The organism is Octadecabacter dasysiphoniae, from assembly GCF_021532615.1.
Taxonomy (GTDB): domain Bacteria; phylum Pseudomonadota; class Alphaproteobacteria; order Rhodobacterales; family Rhodobacteraceae; genus Octadecabacter; species Octadecabacter dasysiphoniae.
In genome coordinates this window covers 472,501-487,236 of sequence record NZ_JAKGAQ010000002.1, presented here as the reverse complement: position 1 = coordinate 487,236, position 14,736 = coordinate 472,501, and the positions used below count along the sequence as shown (strand labels likewise).

At 55.7% G+C, this 14,736-nt stretch carries 15 protein-coding genes and 1 tRNA gene (1 of these 16 only partly in view); 8 read left to right on the top strand and 8 right to left on the bottom strand.

The window, feature by feature from the left end:
• Positions 1-72 precede the first annotated feature (72 nt).
• Positions 73-147, bottom strand: a tRNA-Val gene (locus tag L0664_RS09305).
• 169 nt (positions 148-316) lie between these two features.
• Between L0664_RS09305 and L0664_RS09300 the strand changes: the two genes are divergently transcribed.
• A complete protein-coding gene (locus tag L0664_RS09300; protein ID WP_235225475.1) occupies positions 317-1,192 on the top strand; it encodes an N-formylglutamate amidohydrolase in 876 nt (291 codons plus the stop codon).
• Here the strand turns inward: L0664_RS09300 and L0664_RS09295 are convergent, their stop codons facing one another.
• Complete coding sequence (locus L0664_RS09295; RefSeq protein ID WP_235225473.1) at positions 1,193-2,446, bottom strand: DNA polymerase IV; 1,254 nt, start codon at positions 2,444-2,446, stop codon at positions 1,193-1,195.
• A gap of 213 nt (positions 2,447-2,659) precedes the next feature.
• On the opposite strand from L0664_RS09295, the gene L0664_RS09290 reads away from it, so the two are divergent.
• Positions 2,660-3,553, top strand: coding sequence for an SPFH domain-containing protein (locus tag L0664_RS09290; RefSeq protein WP_235225471.1), 894 nt, complete (start codon positions 2,660-2,662; stop codon positions 3,551-3,553).
• Positions 3,553-3,828, top strand: a complete 276-nt coding sequence (locus tag L0664_RS09285) for an NfeD family protein (RefSeq protein WP_235225469.1) — start codon at positions 3,553-3,555, stop codon at positions 3,826-3,828. Before L0664_RS09290 ends, L0664_RS09285 begins: the two co-directional genes overlap by 1 nt.
• A gap of 108 nt (positions 3,829-3,936) precedes the next feature.
• Here the strand turns inward: L0664_RS09285 and L0664_RS09280 are convergent, their stop codons facing one another.
• The 3 genes from L0664_RS09280 to pyrF all read right to left on the bottom strand — a co-directional run bounded on the left by L0664_RS09280 (position 3,937) and on the right by pyrF (position 5,213).
• Positions 3,937-4,149: an orotidine 5'-phosphate decarboxylase gene (locus L0664_RS09280; RefSeq protein ID WP_235225468.1), complete on the bottom strand. Its 213-nt coding sequence runs from the start codon at positions 4,147-4,149 to the stop codon at positions 3,937-3,939.
• A 15-nt stretch (positions 4,150-4,164) separates the two neighbouring features.
• On the bottom strand, positions 4,165-4,341 hold the full coding sequence (locus tag L0664_RS09275) for a hypothetical protein (protein WP_235225467.1): 177 nt from the start codon (positions 4,339-4,341) through the stop codon (positions 4,165-4,167).
• A gap of 161 nt (positions 4,342-4,502) precedes the next feature.
• Positions 4,503-5,213 carry an orotidine-5'-phosphate decarboxylase gene (pyrF, locus tag L0664_RS09270; RefSeq protein WP_235225466.1) on the bottom strand — a complete coding sequence of 237 codons (711 nt, stop codon included), beginning with the start codon at positions 5,211-5,213 and terminating at the stop codon, positions 4,503-4,505.
• 163 nt (positions 5,214-5,376) lie between these two features.
• Between pyrF and clpB the strand changes: the two genes are divergently transcribed.
• Both clpB and L0664_RS09260 read left to right on the top strand, forming a co-directional pair.
• A complete protein-coding gene (clpB, locus tag L0664_RS09265; RefSeq protein WP_235225464.1) occupies positions 5,377-7,986 on the top strand; it encodes an ATP-dependent chaperone ClpB in 2,610 nt (869 codons plus the stop codon).
• A gap of 39 nt (positions 7,987-8,025) precedes the next feature.
• Positions 8,026-8,190, top strand: a complete 165-nt coding sequence (locus L0664_RS09260) for a hypothetical protein (RefSeq protein ID WP_235225461.1) — start codon at positions 8,026-8,028, stop codon at positions 8,188-8,190.
• Here the strand turns inward: L0664_RS09260 and L0664_RS09255 are convergent.
• The 3 genes from L0664_RS09255 to L0664_RS09245 all read right to left on the bottom strand — a co-directional run bounded on the left by L0664_RS09255 (position 8,187) and on the right by L0664_RS09245 (position 11,304).
• Entirely contained in the window at positions 8,187-8,933 is a 747-nt protein-coding gene (locus tag L0664_RS09255) for an SDR family NAD(P)-dependent oxidoreductase (protein ID WP_235225460.1), read from the bottom strand. The two genes, L0664_RS09260 and L0664_RS09255, sit on opposite strands and share 4 nt — an antisense overlap.
• An 86-nt stretch (positions 8,934-9,019) precedes the next feature.
• Positions 9,020-9,499: a fasciclin domain-containing protein gene (locus L0664_RS09250; protein ID WP_235225457.1), complete on the bottom strand. Its 480-nt coding sequence runs from the start codon at positions 9,497-9,499 to the stop codon at positions 9,020-9,022.
• 230 nt (positions 9,500-9,729) lie between these two features.
• Positions 9,730-11,304 carry a hypothetical protein gene (locus L0664_RS09245; RefSeq protein ID WP_235225453.1) on the bottom strand — a complete coding sequence of 525 codons (1,575 nt, stop codon included), beginning with the start codon at positions 11,302-11,304 and terminating at the stop codon, positions 9,730-9,732.
• A gap of 251 nt (positions 11,305-11,555) precedes the next feature.
• On the opposite strand from L0664_RS09245, the gene L0664_RS09240 reads away from it, so the two are divergent.
• From L0664_RS09240 to msrQ, 3 genes are all read left to right on the top strand, one after another.
• Positions 11,556-13,034, top strand: coding sequence for an FMN-binding glutamate synthase family protein (locus L0664_RS09240; protein WP_235225451.1), 1,479 nt, complete (start codon positions 11,556-11,558; stop codon positions 13,032-13,034).
• A 177-nt stretch (positions 13,035-13,211) separates the two neighbouring features.
• Complete coding sequence (gene msrP, locus L0664_RS09235; protein WP_235225449.1) at positions 13,212-14,111, top strand: protein-methionine-sulfoxide reductase catalytic subunit MsrP; 900 nt, start codon at positions 13,212-13,214, stop codon at positions 14,109-14,111.
• 331 nt (positions 14,112-14,442) lie between these two features.
• Positions 14,443-14,736, top strand: partial view of a protein-methionine-sulfoxide reductase heme-binding subunit MsrQ gene (gene msrQ / locus L0664_RS09230; protein WP_235225446.1) — the 5' portion only. Its footprint extends 348 nt past the window's final position; the window shows 294 of its 642 coding nt (coding positions 1-294); its start codon is at positions 14,443-14,445; its stop codon lies beyond the right edge, outside the window.

The following is a 14,736-nucleotide window of genomic DNA, read 5'->3' as shown; positions in this document are numbered from 1 at the left end:
TGCGCCTTTGTTTCGTTCATGCGCTGTTGCCAGCGCGGCTAAATTCATGTCCGCACCAAAGGTGCAAAGTAATGGTGGACGATACTGGGATCGAACCAGTGACCCCTTCGATGTCAACGAAGTGCTCTACCGCTGAGCTAATCATCCATACCCTTAACACACTTGCCTCCCAAACCGAATAGAACCGTGTTCTAAAACGAAAAGGGACGCGCAAGCGCGCGTCGGTTGCGCGGTCTATATAAAGAGTCGGGATAGGGATCAAGGGCTTTTGGTATTTGCGCGAAATGCGCTACAGTCTGGTCACGAAGGGGCACGAATGAGCAACGTTAACACTGAATTATCCTACCTGCTGCGCCGCCCGGTGGCCCGCACCACATCAGTTGTGTTCGCATCGCCCCATTCGGGCCGCAAGTACCCTGCGTCATTTTTGCGCCGCGCCGTTTTGAATGAAAAAGATATCCGGTCGTCCGAAGATGCTTTCGTCGATGATTTGTTTGGCGGGGCCGTTGATCATGGTGCGCCGCTTTTGTTGGCCCAAGCCCCACGTGCCTATCTTGATCTTAATCGTGGCCCCGATGAATTTGATCCTGCCGTGATTGATGGTGTGCGCCGTGTTGCCCACAATCCGCGAATCGCGAGTGGGCTTGGGGTCATTCCCCGTGTGGTATCCGGTGGTCGGTCGATTTATGACGGTAAGCTGACCCTGACCGAGGCCCACCAACGGATCAAAACCGTCTGGCGGCCCTATCACGACACATTGCAATCCCTGATGGACGAGGCGCACCGCACATTCGGCGAAGCGATCCTGATTGATTGCCATTCCATGCCGCACGAAGCGTTGGAACATGTCGGTCCACCGGGCACGACGCGCCCTGATGTGGTGTTAGGTGACCGGTTCGGCGCATCTGCGGCGTCATCGATTGTTGAACAAGTCGAAGCCGCTTTTGGCGCTGCGGGTTTCAAGGTCGCGCGCAATATGCCGTTTGCGGGCGCGTACATTTGCCAGCAATATGGCCGCCCGTCGCGGCGCCATCACGCGGTGCAGGTTGAAATTGATCGATCCATCTACATGGACGAAGCCACGATAAAACCAAATGCGAACTTTAAGGCATTCAAGGCAAAACTGGACGGTGTCATGGCCGAAATCGCGGGCATAGGCAGACCGAGCGACCTGCGCGTCGCGGCAGAGTAACTACCGCAACGCCCGCCCTTTCAATATTGCATCCTTCCCGAATTTTTCGCGGATCGCATCTGCGGCGCGTTCGGCTTCGGCGCGTTTGGTTGCGTTTGGGTCAAGCAGATCGCCCTCACGGTCGGCATCCCCGGCGGGGACCAAATCGGAAATGCCTACGCCGAGCAGGCGATAGGGCCCCTGATCGCCGACTTGATCGAACAACCCGCGTGCGCAGCGATAAATCGTGTCGGCCAATTGGGTGGGCTGGTGCAAGGATTGCCGTTTGCTCAGCAGTTTGTGGTTTGCGCGTTTTAGTTTCAGCGTTACGACACGCCCGGCCTTGTCTTTCGCCTTGGCCCGCGCCGAAACTTTTTCCGCCATGCGCCAGATGTGCCCATCCAGAATGTCCGTATCGGCGGTGTCATCGTTAAACGTCGTTTCGTTGCTGAGACCCTTTACGGGTGTGTGGGCGCTGATGCGGCGTGCGTCTTCCCCGCGCGCAAGAGAATAGAGCCGTTCACCCATTCCGCCAAACCGATCTGTCAAATCGCGTTTTTCCCAACGCAGAAGGTCATCAAACGTCCGTATGCCAGCCGCGTCCAGCGATTGCTGGGCAACAGGGCCGATCCCCCAGATCAGTTTCACGGGTTTGGGGCGTAGGAATTCTGTCGTTTCTTTCGCGCCGATCACGGAGAACCCACGCGGCTTGTCCAGATCAGAGGCCACTTTAGCGAGGAATTTGTTATGGCTTAGCCCGATGGACCCCGTGATCCCGATTTCGTCCTGCATGCGCTTTGTCAGCCGCGCAAGCATGACCGCAGGCGGCGCACCGTGCAGTTTGGCGGTGCCGGACAGGTCCATAAACGCTTCGTCCAGTGACAAAGGTTCAACCGTTGGCGTCAGTTCATCCATCAGGGTGCGTACCTGGCGGGACACTTCGACATAGCGATCCATCCGCCCGCGCACGATGACGGCTTCGGGGCAAAGCTTTAGTGCTTGAAACATTGGCATCGCCGATCGCACGCCTTTAATGCGCGCAATGTAACAGCAGGTGGATACAACTCCGCGGCGGCCCCCGCCGATGATCACCGCCTTGCCCTCAAGATCTGGATTGTCGCGTTTTTCGACGCTGGCGTAAAAGGCATCGCAGTCCATGTGGGCGATCGTCAGGTCGAATAACTCATCATGCGCCGTCACACGGGGGCTGCGGCACGCGGGGCAGCGGGCACCGTCATTGAATGTGTGTAAACAGGCGCGACAAAGGGATGGCATGGCCCCACAGATAAGGGGGGCAGGCATGTGAGGCAAGAACACCCATCAAATGTGGCGAAATTGCCAAACCTGATCGCAGCCTTGCGGAATCGGCTGACGCTCTGGTTGCAGGGAACGGGTGGCGACCCTATCTAGCTGGTGGAAGAATGCCGCGAAATGGCCTATAAAACTGGCAAACACGGCACGTCATAATAAATTTGAGGGACCCATTTTATGGACATCGAGAACATCATCACCAACCTGATCGGCGGGAACATCGTCCTGATCTTGTTGGCGGCCTTTATTATCATTTGTATTCTGGTTGGTGTGCGGATCGTTCCGCAGTCCGAGAAATATGTCGTTGAACGGTTTGGCCGTCTGCGCGCGGTACTTGGACCAGGCATCAACTTTATCATCCCGTTCCTTGACCGCGTTGCGCACAAGATTTCGATCCTTGAACGTCAGTTGCCCGTCATGGGCCAGGATGCGATCACATCGGATAACGTGTTGGTGCAGGTTGAAACATCCGTTTTCTACCGCATCACTGAGCCTGAAAAGACGGTTTACCGTATCCGCGATGTTGATGGCGCGATTTCCACAACTGTTGCGGGTATCGTGCGTTCTGAAATCGGTAAGATGGAGCTGGACCAAGTGCAGGCGAACCGCACCGGTTTGATCCTCGCGATCCAAGACCAGCTTGCGGCGCAGGTTGATGATTGGGGTATCGAAGTAACACGCGCTGAAATCCTGGACGTGAATCTGGATGCTGCGACACGTGCAGCGATGCTTCAGCAGTTGAACGCGGAACGTGCGCGTCGTGCGCAAGTAACCGAGGCCGAAGGTAAAAAGCGGTCTGTTGAACTTCAGGCGGATGCTGAATTGTATGCTGCCGAACAAGCCGCCAAAGCGCGTCGTGTATCTGCGGACGCCGAAGCCTACGCAACGCAGGTGGTTGCCGTCGCGATTGCTGAAAACGGTCTTGAGGCCGCGCAGTACCAAGTTGCATTAAAACAGGTTGAGGCCGTCAACGCGATGAGCTCGTCCGCTGGCAGCAACACCGTTGTCCTGCCTGCGAACCTGATCGAAAGCTTTGGCGATGCGTTCAAGATGCTTAAGGGTCGCGTATAATGTCTTGGTTTAACGAATGGTGGATCTGGATGGTGGCGGCCCTTGTGCTGGCCATCGCCGAGGTTTTGATTCCGGGTTGGATTTTCTTCGGCTTTGCGGTCGGCGCGTTCTTCTTGGGCAGCGTGATCTGGCTTGGCATTGGCACGGGCTTGTCACTTGCATGGACGTTGGTGATATTTGCCGTGCTGTCGCTGATCGCGTATGTCCTGATGCGCCAAATCTTTGGCATCCGCCGGGGCCAGGTTAAAATCTGGGATCGCGACATCAACGATTGATAAAAAAGGGCCCCGCACGAAAACGGCGGGGCCAGTTCGATCTGTTCACGAGGAGTTTCTTATCCGAGGGACAATTCGGACAGAGGCAGTGACAGATATCTTCAAAATCTAACGAATTGAGGCCAGTCCACCTTCGCGGCGCGACATCTTCATCGCCTGCAGTGCCAGACCACGACGCACGGCACTTTCATCCATCATCAGCGTCCCCGGAATGGAACACGGATACCGGTATGTGCGACCTTTGCGGTCAATATCCACACGGGCCTCGTAGGCGCCAGTCGTGGGGTTGTAGCGAATGTTTCCAAGCAAAATATCTGACATGATTGCAGTCCTTCCTTAGCGCGTGCGTTGTCGCACGGCATGGCCCAGCAGGGCACGCTTTACGTGAAAAGGGTCAAGCGATGACGGCCCATCGACGCGGCAATCAAAATGCAGTGGTCCATCGCGGGTGGGCAAAACAACTGCAGCTTCAAAGCCGCGGCCAGTGTAGCGAATGTCGTTCAGCGTAATCATCGTGTATCCCCTTTTACGTGGATGTTGTGGCGGCACTGATTGCCTCCACAACACTTGGGGATAACTTTGGCGCCATTGAAGGGGAAGAAAACACACGTTTTCCCTCAACCCTGTGATTCAATGTAATAATTGCGGGCGTGTTCCTGCCAACGCCCTTATTTTCAAGTGTTCGGAGTCTGCGCCTGAGGTGAGCGGAGTTCTGCCACAATGGCCTGTGCGGCGGCGCGTGGGTTGGAATTTTGCCAAATCGGACGTCCGACAACTACGTGATCTGCCCCGTTTGCAATAGCTGTTGCAGGTGTTGTGACCCGTTTTTGATCACCTAGATCGGCCCCCGCAGGGCGTACGCCCGGGGTCACAATCAGCTTTCCTTCGGCTTCTGGCAGGGCGCGGATCAGCGCGGCCTCTTGCGGGGAGGCAATCACTCCGTCAGCGCCGTTGGATAGCGCCAGACCTGCGCGTTCTTGCACCAAATCAGTGATGTCGCCCGATTTGATCAGGCCCGCATTCAAATCAGCGCGGTCCAGTGACGTCAGGATCGTCACGGCGAGGATTTTCATCTCACCCTTGGTTTGGGCCGCAGCGCGCACGACATGCGGATCGCCATGCACAGTCAAAAAATCATGCCCGAACCGAGATAGCCCCCGCACGGCGGATTCAATCGTTGCGCCGATATCAAACAGTTTCATATCAAGGAAAATACGTTTGCCGTGTTCGTCCGCGAGTTCATTGGCCAGCGCAAGCCCTCCGCCGGTCAACATTCCCAAACCGATTTTGTAAAACGATGCCGCATCCCCGATCTGTTCGGCCATCGCCAGTCCGGCGATTGCATCAGGCACATCAAGGGCAACAATCAGGCGGTCATCAGTCATTTCGGGCTCCTTTGATTTTGGCCGTTCTATGCCCCAGCGCCGCAATCATCAACCGACCTTGAACAGCCCGAAATCGCCCCCCATATGTCAATCGAGGCCCCATACCTCTGTGCCGCATTGCGGGCAGCATTCAATCCGGGGCGCTTATATAAAGGAGAGACCTATGAACTTAGAAAAGTTCACAGAGCGGTCGCGCGGTTTCATTCAGGCCGCCCAGACGATCGCAATGCGCGAAAGCCACCAACGGCTTGCGCCTGAACACCTTCTCAAGGCCCTTTTAGACGATGATCAAGGCCTCGCGGCGAATCTGATCAATGCGGCGGGTGGTGATGCTGCGCGCGTGTTGCAGAACGTTGATATTGCACTGGCGAAATTGCCCCAGGTGTCCGGCGATGCGGCGCAAACCTATATGGATGGCACGACGGGTAAGGTTCTCGCCGAGGCCGAGAAGCTGGCCAAGAAGGCCGGCGATAGCTTTGTGCCTGTCGAACGCATTTTGATGGCACTGACGATGACCAAGTCCAAAGCAAAGGATGCTTTGGATGCCGGTAAGGTGACGGCGCAGGCGCTGAATTCCGCGATCAATGATATCCGCAAGGGCCGCACCGCTGACACTGCCAGCGCCGAAGAAGGCTATGATGCGCTGAAGAAATACGCGATGGATCTGACTGCACGTGCCCGCGAAGGCCGTATTGATCCGATTATTGGGCGCGACGAAGAAATCCGTCGCGCGATGCAGGTGTTGTCGCGCCGCACAAAGAACAACCCGGTGCTGATCGGTGAGCCCGGAGTGGGTAAAACTGCAATCGCCGAGGGTCTTGCGCTGCGGATTATCGACGGTGATGTCCCGGAATCATTGCGCAACAAATCGCTTCTGTCCCTCGACATGGGCGCGCTAATTGCGGGTGCGAAGTACCGTGGTGAATTCGAAGAACGCCTTAAGGCTGTTCTTAACGAAGTGGGCGAAGCAGCGGGCGAAGTCATTTTATTCATCGACGAAATGCACACGCTTGTGGGTGCGGGTAAGGGTGACGGCGCGATGGATGCTGCTAACCTGATCAAACCTGCGCTGGCACGGGGTGAATTGCACTGTATCGGTGCGACGACCTTGGATGAATACCGCAAATACGTGGAAAAAGACGCGGCGTTGGCGCGGCGTTTCCAACCGATTGTCGTGCAAGAACCCACTGTCGAAGATACGGTAAGCATCCTGCGCGGTATCAAAGAAAAATATGAACTTCACCACGGCGTACGCATTTCGGATTCTGCCTTGGTGAGTGCCGCAACCTTGTCGCACCGATATATCACAGATCGTTTCTTGCCGGATAAAGCCATCGATCTGGTGGATGAGGCCGCGAGCCGCTTGCGCATGGAAGTCGACAGCAAACCCGAAGAACTGGACCAGCTTGATCGCCAGGTCCTACAGCTCCAGATCGAGGTAGAGGCCCTGCGCATGGAGGACGATCAAGCCTCCAAGGATCGGCTTGAGAAGCGCGAAAAAGAACTTGCTGATCTGCAAGAAAGATCAGCCGAGATGACCGCCAAATGGCAGGCGGAACGCGATAAGCTTGAGGGGTCACGTGATCTCAAGGAGCGGCTTGATCGGGCGCGTGCCGAATTGGATATTGCCAAGCGTGAAGGCAACCTCGCGAAGGCGGGTGAATTGTCTTACGGCGTTATCCCCGAGCTTGAAAAGCAGCTGGGGGAGGCGGACGACAGTGATTTGATGGTCGAAGAAGCCGTGCGCCCTGAACAGATTGCGAGCGTGGTTGAGCGTTGGACAGGCGTGCCTGTCGCAAAGATGCTGGAAGGCGAACGTGAAAAATTGCTGCGTATGGAAGACGGGCTGCACCAGCGCGTCATCGGTCAGGACGCCGCGGTTCGGGCTGTGGCCAATGCCGTGCGTCGTGCCCGCGCCGGGTTGAACGACGAAGGGCGGCCTTTGGGCAGCTTTTTGTTTCTTGGACCAACCGGCGTGGGTAAGACCGAACTGACCAAAGCGCTTGCCGAATATCTGTTTGATGATGACAGCGCGATGGTGCGCATCGATATGTCTGAATTCATGGAAAAGCATGCGGTTGCGCGTCTGATCGGGGCGCCCCCCGGATACGTCGGTTATGACGAAGGCGGTGTGCTGACCGAAGCCGTGCGGCGACGGCCGTATCAGGTGATCCTGTTTGACGAAGTCGAAAAGGCGCATCCGGATGTGTTTAACGTTCTGTTGCAGGTCTTGGATGATGGCGTGTTGACGGATGGCCAAGGGCGCACTGTTGATTTCAAACAGACGTTGATCATTCTGACATCCAACCTCGGAAGCCAAGCGCTTAGCCAGTTGCCTGAAGGGTCGGATGCATCCGAAGCCAAACGCGATGTGATGGATGCGGTGCGCGCGCACTTCCGCCCCGAATTCCTGAACCGTTTGGATGAAACCGTCATCTTTGACCGCCTTGCGCGCGACGACATGGACGGGATCGTGACTATCCAGATGGCGCGTCTTCTAAAACGGCTCGCGTCGCGCAAGATCAACCTCGCCCTTAATGATGACGCGCGCAAATGGCTGGCTGATGAAGGCTATGATCCGGTGTTTGGTGCACGCCCATTAAAGCGGGTAATCCAACATGCGTTGCAAAACCCGCTCGCTGAGATGCTGCTGGCGGGGGATGTGAAAGATGGCGACACCGTGCCTGTTTCAGCGGGTGCGGATGGATTGCTGGTTGGCGACCGCGTGAGCAAATCAAACCGTCGCCCCCCAGAGGACGCTGTCGTTCACTAAAGGTGACAAAAATCGGGTCTGTGTGCTACGCTTTTGCGCATGGACCCGATTACTATTGCTTTTTACGCTGTTGTTTGTGGCTGCCTTAGCGTTGTTGCCCCGAAATTTCCGGGCCTACCTGTACGTCTTGGCGTGGGGGCAGGGGTCGGGATCATCGCCGCCTCCGTGCTGCCGTTAATCAAAGAAATGATGCACGTCTATTAGGATCGCAACGCCGGAAGCCCGACGCCCGTGGCTTCAAACCCGCCGTCTGCGGCGATGGTCTGGCCTGTTACAAAGCTCGCCTTCTCCGAAATCAGAAACGCAATGACTTCGCCGATCTCGGCCTCTGACCCGTAGCGGTTCAGCGGGATTGCGTCATGGTAGGCATCGATGATGTCTTGCGTGTGCACGGCCATTGCCAATTTTGTGCGCACCGGACCAGGACAAACAGTATTGGCGCGAATTCCATATTCGCCGAGTTCGACGGCCTGTTGCAGCGTTAGCTGAATGACCGCTGCTTTGGATGTGCCGTATGCCACGCGTAAGGTTGAGGCCCGCAAGCCGGAAATACTGGCGATGTTTACGATCGCGCCCTTTGTTTTCTTAAGCGCGGGGATCGCGGCCTGCGTACATAGAAACACCCCATCAAGGTTTGTTTCCATCACCGTTTTCCAGCGCACGAAATCGGTTTCTTCGATGGGGCAAAAATCTGCGACGCCTGCGTTGTTCACCAGCGCATCTATCTGACCAAAGTGGCGCAGTGTTTCGGCGATCATCCCTTTGACCGAGCCTTCGTCGGACACGTCACAATCAATGCCGTGCACATTTGTGCGGGTTTCTAGCGCGTCGGCGAGGGCTTTCGCGTCCCGATCTACCATCGCGACCTGCCAGCCGTTTGCCAAAAGGATGTCAGTGGTTGCCAACCCGATCCCGCGCGCCGCGCCTGTAATAATTGCTGTTTTCATGGCACGAATTTGCACGGTGATCCGGCAAAAGAAAAGCCCCGGCGCGTGGGGGAACGCGCCGGGGCCAAAAGTATGGTTTGCACCGTTTACATTGGTGGCAAAATCACTGCGTCAATCACGTGGATCACGCCGTTTGATGCTTCTACGTCGGCTGCAATCACGTTGGCTTCGTTCACCATTACGCCACCTTCGGTCATGATCGTGACGTCTGCGCCATTTACAGTCGTGGCCATCATGCCATCAGACAGATCGCCCGACATCACTTTGCCCGCGACCACATGATAAGTCAGCACGGCTGCCAGTGCTTCTGGGTCTGCGAGCAGGCCTTCGACTGTGCCTTCGGGCAATGCGGCAAATGCGTCATCCGTTGGTGCGAACACTGTGAACGGCCCTTCGCCTTTCAGCGTTTCCACCAGTCCGGCGGCTTCTACGGCTGCGACGAGGGTGTTGAATGTGCCAGCCTCAACAGCTGTGTCCACGATGTCCTTGGAATGACCGTCTGCGAAAGCAGATGTTGCGGTCAGTGCGAGTGCGGCCGTTGTGGCCATGAATGTACGACGAAACATGTGTAGTCCTCCAGTAAGTCGACACCTTGTTGGTATCGTAAAGGAATACGTGGCCTGTCGGTTTTGGTTCACAGGGGGTTTCCGCCGGTGTCATTTGACGCAAAGACAGGGCGCACTAAGCCCGCGTGGATTTCACTTTCAAGTCACAACAGGTTTATCAAAAGACGCTGTTTGAAACGAAAAAGGCCCGGACTACGCCGGGCCTAGATCATCTGCTGCATAGGTATTTGTTAGCCAACGACGAAGATATCGTCAGAAATATAGATGAAATCATCCAAGGACAGATCGGCCAGATTGGTGTCTTTCAGGGTAATGTCGCCTTGCGCACCCAGATCAAGCACGACGTCGTCGCCCACCTGACTGGCGATAGACACGGCATCCAGATCAGACACGGGCCCATAGGCTGTGAAATCGATCTTATCGATACCTGTTTCGAAGTCTTCAATGATGTCCGAGTTTGTGACGCCAGCGAATACGAAGGTATCTGCGTCCTGGCCACCGTTCAGGATGTCATTACCCAAACCACCGACAAGAATATCCTCGCCTGTGCCGCCATTCAGCGTGTCCGACTGGCTGCCGCCGAACAGAACGTCGTCTTCGGAACCACCCCAAAGCTTGTCGTTGCCCGACCCGCCATACAGGCTGTCGTCACCGGAATTACCGTTCAAACGGTCATTGCTGCGCTCACCGTGCAATTCATCATCGCCCGATCCGCCATTTAGGCGGTCCGATCCGGTTCCGCCATACAGCACATCGTCAAATGTGCCGCCGTACAGATCGTCGTGGCCGGAACCACCAAACAACAAATCGAAACCGGCACCGCCATTGATATAGTCGTTCCCTGTATCGCCATAGATTTCGTCAGCCTGCGAACCGCCCCAAATCTTGTCTGACTGGCCGCCACCTTCGATGTAATCTTCGCCTTTGCCGCCACGAATGATGTCGCCACCGTTGCCGCCATAGATTTCGTCGTCGCCGGAGTTTCCGTTCAAGCGATCTGCGCCTGTGCCACCGTAAACTTCATCATCGCCCTGACCGGCCCAAACCTTGTCGTTGCCTTCGCCCGCATCCACGAGGTCATTATCACGACCAGCGTTGATCAAGTCATTGCCAAGGCCGCCGAAGATGGAGTCATCCCCGCTGCCGCCAAGAATGCTATCGATATACATGCCAACGACGAATTCGTCGGTGCTGGCCACGCCTGTCCAAGTGTCGTTACCATCCATCAGGTCAATCGTCGTAGGGGCATCGCCACCAAACAGAACATCATCACCGGATGTTGGACCGACAGGAACAACAAGCCCGGTCGCCCCCGGTGTTGGCGTACCGAACGTGATCACGCCAGCGGAATCGATCTGCGCGCTTTGGCCCACTGTGCCACCGTCGGGTATGAACACACTGTCGCCAAAGACATCGTTGCCACCGATTGTGTAAGACGTGTTGCCCGTGAACAAATTGCCCTCAACCGGGGCCAAAAATGCCGGATAGCTTAGGAAAACAGCGCCAGCCGGTAGCGGGCCGTAGACCGCCTCAAACTCGGCTTGGGTAACGGGAACTGGGGGCTCGAAAACCTCTTCTGAAAAATCAGGCACAACAGGAACCAAAACAATCGACGCGCCAGCAGCAATCTGGATATCGGGGCCAAAGTTGCCTTCGAAATAGGCCGGGCCAAAATCATCGTTTCCGACAAAGAAATCCTGACTTGAAACGGCAGTCGCCCCCGTGTTGGTGACTTCGATAAACTGAAAGCCTGTGGGCCCAGTGTTAAATAGCAATTCGGTAATCTTAAGATCAGCAACAGACATGAGAGTCTCCAATAACAAAAACAACGCACCGAAGCGGCGCGTCTAATAATATGCTCTCAAATCCCCGTTGCGCCTTCCCCAGCGCCGACGGTGCCACATTCTTGACAGAATCTGGCCCGCCTTTTGACACACGCTATGCAGTGGTTAACGAAAGGGAAAGGTAAACTTGCTTTTACCAACAGTCGGTTGACCGAAAGGGTACCAATCTATTGTGTGGTCTCTGATTGTTTCTTCACCAAAGGGTCGCGCCAATGTTTTCCAGCCTAAGCATGTCTGTTTTCGAAGGGCTGGCACTTGCTCTTATCATCTCGCTCGGTGTGGTGATTGCGGTTTTGGTGATCCTGTTTGTGATTGACCGTACGCAGACCCATGATGCGATCCGCCGCAATTATCCTGTGGTGGGGCGGTTTCGCTATGTGTTCTCCAGCTTGGGGGAATTCTTTCGCCAATATTTCTTTGCGATGGATCGCGAAGAATTGCCCTTCAACCGTGCGCAACGGGAATGGGTTAAACATGCGGCGGGCGGGGGCGGTAGCACAATTGCATTCGGTTCAACCCGCAATCTGTCTGTCCCCGGCACGCCGATTTTCACCAACGCGGCGTTTCCACCGCTAGACAACCAATTCGCTTGTACGGATCCTTTGATCATCGGGGAGGGCGCGCGCACACCGTATCTGGCACCGTCTATCTTTAATCTAAGTGGCATGTCTTATGGCGCGATTTCCAAACCAGCCGTGCAGGCCTTATCCAAAGGGTGCGCCAAGGCTGGAATTTGGATGAATACGGGCGAGGGTGGTTTGTCGCCCTACCACTTGGAAGGCGGGTGCGACTTGGTGTTTCAGATGGGCACCGCCAAATACGGTGTGCGGGACGCGGATGGCAATCTGGACGACAACGAACTGCGCAAGGTTGCCGCGCACGATCAGGTCAAGATGATCGAAATCAAACTCGCGCAGGGGGCTAAGCCCGGTAAGGGCGGCATCCTTCCGGCCGCCAAGATTAGTGCTGAGATTGCAGACATCCGCGGTCTGCCGCGCGGGAAAGATGGCATCAGCCCGAACCGGCACGCCGAAGTGGATGATTGGAATGATCTGCTCGATTTCATCGTCCATGTTCGCGGCGTCACGGGGCTGCCTACGGGGATCAAAACCGTTATGGGGTCCGAAAAGGCATTCGCCGAGTTTTTTGATACTATAGTAGAGAGAGGCGCAGACACCGCCCCTGACTTTATAACACTGGATGGTGGCGAAGGCGGTACAGGCGCGGCCCCGATGCCATTGATGGATTTGGTCGGTGTGTCGATCCGCGAAGCCCTGCCGCGCGTGTCGGCGATGCGCAATGAACGCGGTCTAAAGGATCGTATCCGTATTGTGGCCTCCGGCAAGTTGGTGAACCCAGGCGATATCGCATGGGCATTGTGTGCCGGCGCTGATTTTATTACCTCCGCGCGCGGGTTCATGTTTTCGCTTGGCTGCATCCAAGCCCTCAAATGCAACAAGAACACCTGTCCGACTGGCATCACGACCCATGATCCACGGTTTCAAAAGGGCCTCGTTCCGTCCGAAAAATACGACAAGGTCGCGGCCTACGCCAAAGGCATCATTAAAGAGGTAGAAACAATCGCGCATTCTGTCGGCGTGTCAGAGCCGCGAAAAATGCGCCGCGATCACGTTCGCATTGTCCAGCCGGACGGCACGAGCATCCCGCTCTCAACGCTTTATCCGTCCTAACCTGCGTCTGAGCTTCATAAATATTCCGGGGGAGCCCACCGGGCGGGGGCTGGCCCCCTCCACGCTCGCGGCACGCGCAAACATTACAGGCGCCCCGCGCAGATGTGACACGACTTTTAGTGACCTGTGAACGTTGCACTATATATACAGCAAAGAAATTGAACTTCGGAGAGACCCATGGCCCACCGCTGGAAGAACACATTTACACATGCAGACGTCACACCTGAACCGCTTTGGCTGAACCGCCGCGCGATCCTCGCAGGGATGGCGGGTGCAGGCGCGCTTGGCGGGGTTGGATCGGTTGCGGCACAAGAAGCGCTTGAACCAAACACGTGGGAACAGATCACGACCTACAATAACTTCTATGAATTCGGCACCGGCAAATCCGATCCGTCAGACAACGCTGGCGATATGGTAACCGATCCATGGGAAATCACGATTGATGGTATGGTCGACAATCCGGGCACGTTTTCATTGGCCGAACTTGTTGATGGCATGACCATGGAAGAACGCCTTTACCGTTTCCGATGCGTCGAAGCATGGGCGATGGTTGTTCCATGGAACGGGTTTGAACTGGCTGATTTGCTGAACCGTGCAGGTATCCAAGACGGGGCCACGCATGTTGCGTTCGAAACCGCAGTTCTGCCAGACGTCATGCCAGGCGTGCGCCGGAACGTGATTGAATTTCCCTATGTGGAAGGTCTGCGCCTGGACGAGGCGGTGCATCCTTTGACGATTATGGCCACCGGCATCTATGATCGCCCACTTGCCAATCAGTCCGGCGCGCCAATCCGGTTGGTTGTGCCGTGGAAATACGGGTTCAAATCGATCAAATCCATTGTGAAGATTACGGTGACAAACGAGCAACCGCCCACCACGTGGAACAAGATCAATGCGCGTGAATACGGGTTCTATAGTAATGTGAACCCGCAGGTCGATCACCCGCGCTGGTCACAAGCATCCCATCGCGTCATCGGTGGAGGATTGTTCAACAGCCGCGAAGACACGCTGATGTTCAACGGCTACCCAGAAGTTGCGTCGTTGTACGAAGGTATGGATCTGCGCGAAAATTACTGATGGGCAGGACTATTGCCACCTTGGGCGGCTTGGGCAGCGTACTTGGCCTGCTCTGCTGCTTCACAGGGTTTTTGCCGGTTGCGCTGACGTCCATCGGTGCCACCGGCCTTATCTCTCTCTTATATAGAGACAGCCTCTTATATAGAGACAGCGTTTTGTTGCCTTTCGTCGCCGTTTCGCTTGTGGCGCTACTGATGGGCCTTTGGATGATGCACCGGAAGCATTGAAACAATCTGCAACTCACCGTGGGAACGATGACATCCTCTTTCTTTTGAAATCTGCAACCGCAATGTAGGGTCAACAGCCGCAACACGCGGCGCATCAGAAAGCCATGCCCATGTCCGCATTGTCCAAATTCGTCGACCCGATCAATAGCTTCGCGCGCAAGGTTCCGACGTGGCTTGTCTATATACTATATAGTCTGCCCATCCCTTATCTGTTCTGGCTGGCCCAAACGGGCGGCATGGGCGTTGAACCTATCAACGCGCTCGAACGCGAAATGGGTGAGATCACGTTGCAACTCTTGATCATCGGCCTCGCTATTACTCCGGCCCGCAAATACCTCGGCCTGAACCTTTTGAAATTCCGCCGCGCCATCGGTGTCATGGCATTTTTTTATGTTGTT

Excerpts from the sequence above, each read along its gene's own strand:
- L0664_RS09300 (WP_235225475.1), top strand. The coding sequence starts at position 317 with ATGAGCAACGTTAACACTGAATTATCCTACCTGCTGCGCCGCCCGGTG.
- L0664_RS09260 (WP_235225461.1), top strand. The coding sequence starts at position 8,026 with ATGGACCCGATTACTATTGCTTTTTACGCTGTTGTTTGTGGCTGCCTT.
- L0664_RS09255 (WP_235225460.1), bottom strand. The coding sequence starts at position 8,933 with ATGAAAACAGCAATTATTACAGGCGCGGCGCGCGGGATCGGGTTGGCA.
- L0664_RS09245 (WP_235225453.1), bottom strand. The coding sequence starts at position 11,304 with ATGTCTGTTGCTGATCTTAAGATTACCGAATTGCTATTTAACACTGGG.
- L0664_RS09240 (WP_235225451.1), top strand. The coding sequence starts at position 11,556 with ATGTTTTCCAGCCTAAGCATGTCTGTTTTCGAAGGGCTGGCACTTGCT.
- clpB (WP_235225464.1), top strand. The coding sequence starts at position 5,377 with ATGAACTTAGAAAAGTTCACAGAGCGGTCGCGCGGTTTCATTCAGGCC.
- L0664_RS09280 (WP_235225468.1), bottom strand. The coding sequence starts at position 4,149 with ATGTCAGATATTTTGCTTGGAAACATTCGCTACAACCCCACGACTGGC.
- L0664_RS09285 (WP_235225469.1), top strand. The coding sequence starts at position 3,553 with ATGTCTTGGTTTAACGAATGGTGGATCTGGATGGTGGCGGCCCTTGTG.
- msrP (WP_235225449.1), top strand. The coding sequence starts at position 13,212 with ATGGCCCACCGCTGGAAGAACACATTTACACATGCAGACGTCACACCT.
- L0664_RS09290 (WP_235225471.1), top strand. The coding sequence starts at position 2,660 with ATGGACATCGAGAACATCATCACCAACCTGATCGGCGGGAACATCGTC.
- L0664_RS09295 (WP_235225473.1), bottom strand. The coding sequence starts at position 2,446 with ATGCCATCCCTTTGTCGCGCCTGTTTACACACATTCAATGACGGTGCC.
- L0664_RS09250 (WP_235225457.1), bottom strand. The coding sequence starts at position 9,499 with ATGTTTCGTCGTACATTCATGGCCACAACGGCCGCACTCGCACTGACC.
- pyrF (WP_235225466.1), bottom strand. The coding sequence starts at position 5,213 with ATGACTGATGACCGCCTGATTGTTGCCCTTGATGTGCCTGATGCAATC.
- L0664_RS09275 (WP_235225467.1), bottom strand. The coding sequence starts at position 4,341 with ATGATTACGCTGAACGACATTCGCTACACTGGCCGCGGCTTTGAAGCT.